The 4,136-nt window shown below is 31.7% G+C and carries 2 protein-coding genes; both read right to left on the minus strand.

The annotated features are described in order from the left end of the window. Positions 1-270: 270 nt before the first annotated feature. Entirely contained in the window at positions 271-978 is a 708-nt protein-coding gene (locus tag EM932_RS20550; protein ID WP_135879088.1) for a DUF4386 domain-containing protein, read from the minus strand. A gap of 186 nt (positions 979-1,164) precedes the next feature. Further along, on the minus strand, positions 1,165-3,744 hold the full coding sequence (locus EM932_RS20555) for a DUF6923 family protein (RefSeq protein ID WP_135879089.1): 2,580 nt from the start codon (positions 3,742-3,744) through the stop codon (positions 1,165-1,167). Between the last annotated feature and the right edge of the window lie 392 nt (positions 3,745-4,136).

Below are 4,136 nucleotides of genomic sequence, written 5' to 3' on the forward strand. Positions count from 1 at the left end.
TGCTATTTTAAACTATAAAAGTATCTCGGTCTTAGGCAAACTGACCTAAAAACAACATTATTCACAAGGCTTTTCATTAAAATCAATCTAAGCTTTTCAATAAATAAAAAGACTTACGGATTTAAGGTGAAAGCTAGCGGCAGCAAGGGGCACTAAGATAGTAAAAAGAAACAGCGTAAAAGAAATTCGGCAGAATTTCCGTGGTAATCATTAAATCAGCCAAGCAATTGATTAGGACACATTGTTGTGCTTTCGTTTTTTTTCTAAATATTATTCAATAGTCTTTATTCTCGAACCTTTAATTAAAAGCCAAAACATAAAGATTAATTCACTCATTGTAAGAATAAATAAGAATTGCGTATTTATTTCTGGAAAAAGAAATGAACTCAATTTGTCAATTACCCAACTTAAACCTGCAATTATTAAAATAACTCCAAATATTTTCGGGATATAATTAGCCTTATATACTAAATAGCCAAGTAAAATAAGATAGATTCCGAAAATTATTAATCCAAAACTACCTTCAACTCTAAAAGCTTTTATTTGGAGTAAGATACTATCATTTATTTGTCCGATTCCAGTATCCTTTAAATATTCTATAGATTTAATAATACTCAATATTTCAAGCAAATTATACAATGCAATGAAATACATTGCTGTATATATAAGCCTAAACCAAGCGGTTAATAATGATAAACTTTTGTTTACTGGTTTTAAAAATATATATAAAGCCCATGATGCTACAATATCTGCAATTAGGGTTAATAGAATTAGAAAAATGGCAACACTAAATAAGTGTTTATTGTTTATAATGTTTTCAGCTGTTTTTGTGGCATTTTCAGAATCTATAAGTTTCGGAAATATTGAAAATTCTGCAAAGGGAGTTGTTAAAACCATAACAAACAAACTTATTCCTGCAATTAAAGCAGCTTTGCCTAGTGAAATATCTGTCTCTCTATTATTACTTATTTGTGTCATAGTTATAATACTTTTCAAGTAAGACTAAATATCTGAAGACTTGTTACAGAAAAATAATATTTGCAAGATTTTTTTGTTCGTTAAGGGACATTTCCTTCAATTTATTTACAAACATCTTAAATGTAAAGAGGCAAAAAACTTACGCCTTTTGCCTTTTCAAAAAAATAAAACTAGAGTAGCTATTAATTATTCTATAAGTAGTTTTATTGTTTTATAAGTAGTCATATTGCTTTTTATATTACAGAAATACAATCCAGAACTTAAACCAGTTCTTTCTAGTTTCACTTTATTTTCACCTCTAACGGCTTCATACATCATCTTTTTTATCAAACTTCCTAATTGATTGTAAACTAACAACTCAACTTTTTCAGAATCTTGACTTGTAAAATGTATCGTTGTATTAGATATCATTGGGTTTGGAGATGCAAATGTTTTGTTTAGTTCATCGTTAGTAAATGATTCTACTGAAAGTGTACTACTAGTCGAAAAACGCAATTGTTGTAAAGTCATTTCTTTAGTTTCTATGGCTCCAGTTTCTGCTAACATGGTAAATACTATAGACGTAACATCATTAGTTTCGAAATTATTACCATTAATAGATTTAAATTCAGAAAATGGAATACTATAGTCTTGTAAACTATTAGTTAATGATATGCTTGTTTTATATTGCTTCTCCCAGTTACTAATACCTTCCTTAACCAATCTTACAATCAAAGTACCTGTTCCTTTAGATCTAAACTGTAAGCTATTATAAGCTGATAAATCTATAGGATTGAACTTTGGTGTTAAAGCTCTATAAGCTGCAATATATTCGCTTGTATTGGCTACTAATTCTATATTACGCTCAATAGGATACTCATCATCATTAAATTCCTCTTCATTAGGTTCTACATTATATGTATTTACTACAGTACTTGGTGCTGCGTTATCATATCCCCACGGACCATCAGACATGAATAAATCGTCCGGAGTTTGTATCCCATCTCCTATTCTAAAACCTATATCAAACAAGTTACCTGCATCAACTTCTATATTGGTAATATAGTTGCCATATAAATCTATGGTAGATGATACATATTCTACTATATCCGATTCAGTAACCCTTAATCCTCCATCAAATTTAACGGCTTCACTTCTATTCGTGTTTACAATTTGTAATTCCAGCTTTCCATGCTGGTATTTCCCTTTTCTAACAAATACTGTTGGTGGTGTTGAGTTATTATAGCTTGTTACTGGTTTTTGAACATCTAACAATCGTACCACTTCTTCTCCAAGGCGTAACAAATCATCTAAAGAGTTCGACCATATTTGGAAGTTATAGAATGGTACATTGTTTTCATATTTATCTAAATTCCAATGGCTTTCAATTCCAAATTCACTACCGTTGTTTGTAGGTTTTGCTGATAAACTCAATACAAATTCCAAAGAACCATCAATATTTCTAATCAGCGCTTTTATAAATTTTTGCTCTTTAATTTCTATCGTTGATACTGATATTAATTCGGCTCCTAATAATCTATCACAAATGTATTTAGTGTGTTCGTATACTCCTATATCGGTTTTAAGAACAAGTATAGATGCTACAGCCTCGCCTGCTCTCATATAATCTACAGAATATATATCTGTTGCATTCGTAATACCTAATAAATCTGTAGGAGACGATTCTATTACATGATCTTCATTTAAAATCTCTAAAGGCATAAAATCTGATAATTGTAATCCTGTTTTACCTGTCTTTTTACCATATTTAGCAGATTTTGTAAATCGTTTCGCTAATGTTTTATCAAATTTGTAATTGTTCTTAGCACGATTAAAATTTCGTTTATTAATCTGTTCAGATAATCTGTTATTACTTTCCAACCCTCCTGAATTACCACTAGATGTTGGTGCTTCTATTACAGGACAGGCTGCGTAACCAGAACATGAAGGATCTTCGCAATCTATTAAACCATCTCCATCATCATCAATACCATTGGTACAATCTTCTTGAGGTACAGGAGCTGTTGGACAACGTGCTCCGTCATTTTGAGAACTTGAAGGTCCGAACGCAAATAGGTTTGATTCCATAGCATTGGTGCCATCTAAATCTTGTACGTTTTGGATAACATAAATAGTTCCTGTTTGATTCGCTGATATGTAAAAACGACCAGAGGCATCAAAATAAACAGCACCATAAGTGTAATCTAAACCAGATAAGATTGGGACTTCGCCTAAACTTTCTATGGTGCCATTATCTGCTTCTATACGGTATAAAATATTAGTTTTCTTTTCTACGGTATATAATTTACCATCCACAGCATTAAATGCCCAGTCGTGAATATTTATACTTTTTGATAAATCTTTTGTTGCTATATGATTTCCATAATTATCTGATTCTGGATTTAAATCTATCGCATAATACGGTGTTCCACCTGCTTTTAAATAATAAATTCCTTCAGCACTAACATCTCCAACATATCTGCCGTTTGTTGGCAATTCATCTACATAAAAAGTAAGCGTCGAAAAATCTTTACCTATTCTAACAATAGATTTTGAAGGATAGCTTAATGAACCCCATATAAATCCATCTGCAGGATTGTATGCGGCTGCGTTAATAGTTCCTTCTGTAACATCGGTTGCTACTGCATATGAACTACCAGAAGCCAGGTCTATAGCATATATATCGTTGTATTGAAACAAGTAGGCATTATAATCGCAATTAAACGGGATATCTTGTGTATGAACATTCGTGTAAATAAGCACAAGTAGTAGTAATATTTTTTTCATGATAGTTGTATTTAATACTACAAAGCTATATGACTACAAGTGTTTAAGTTTTAATTTTCGGTGGATGAAAATTAAGTGTAGACGAATGGTTGTTGTGCAGGGTTTAGGCTGTTTGTCTTGTGCTTAGTGAGGAGTAATTGGGATATCTTATAATTATGAACTTTATTCTGCTAAGATTATGGGATTTCTCCTGCCGTCGAAATAACTTGGAAGTCAAATTTATATTTGTTGTCATGTCGACGGAGCGAAGCATGAGTGACGAGACATCTCATCATGATGAGATTCCTCCTCGTTCCTCGTCCTTTAGATTTGTATAATAGATAATATCTATAATGGTTATGATGTTGAAACAGGGGGTGCAGGGGGAGACTGATAAGTCATAAAAATGTTAA

Source organism: Flavivirga rizhaonensis (assembly GCF_004791695.1).
Classification (GTDB): domain Bacteria; phylum Bacteroidota; class Bacteroidia; order Flavobacteriales; family Flavobacteriaceae; genus Flavivirga; species Flavivirga rizhaonensis.

Coding starts and splice junctions, on each gene's coding strand:
- EM932_RS20555 (WP_135879089.1), bottom strand. CDS start 3,744: ATGAAAAAAATATTACTACTACTTGTGCTTATTTACACGAATGTTCAT.
- EM932_RS20550 (WP_135879088.1), bottom strand. CDS start 978: ATGACACAAATAAGTAATAATAGAGAGACAGATATTTCACTAGGCAAA.